The 538-nt window shown below is 46.3% G+C and carries 1 protein-coding gene; it reads left to right on the top strand.

Features of this window, described 5'->3' with window-relative positions:
* Positions 1-159: 159 nt before the first annotated feature.
* Positions 160-538, top strand: a 379-nt coding sequence (locus tag R7040_RS29485) for a GNAT family N-acetyltransferase (protein ID WP_318098054.1), incomplete at its 3' end; no start/stop codon positions are given.

The following is a 538-nucleotide window of genomic DNA, read 5'->3' as shown; positions in this document are numbered from 1 at the left end:
AAAGTGTCATTAATTAATGACGGCCCAGTGACTTTTTGGCTACAGGTCTAATCTGGCGTGGATACACCCATGGTCTAAGCTATATACCCAAGTGGTTTGATTTTACTTGGGTATTTTCTCCCCAAGATTCTTACTGAGTTGCACTTTCAAAGGATTGATATGTTCAAACTCATAACTCCAACAACCGAAAATCAGCTTAACAAGTACTATCAATTTCGTTGGCAAATGCTTCGAGAGCCATGGCGCATGCCAGTAGGCTCTGAACGTGATGAATATGACGTGGTGAGCCACCACCGCATGATTGTGGATAGCCGTGGTCGTCCAATGGCGATCGGACGTTTGTACATTACTCCGGATAACGATGGCCAAATCCGCTATATGGCGGTGAAAGGCAATCGTCGCAGCAAAGGCATGGGCTCACTGGTGTTGGTCGCGTTGGAATCGCTTGCGCGCCAAGAAGGTGCGAAACGTTTGGTATGTAATGCCCGTGAAGATGCGATTGCGTTTTATGAAAAAAATGGTTTTGAACGTCGTGGTG

The organism is Vibrio sp. 1069 (genome assembly GCF_033340555.1).
Note: the sequence above shows the minus strand (reverse complement) of the source record. Positions and strands in the feature narration are given on the sequence as shown.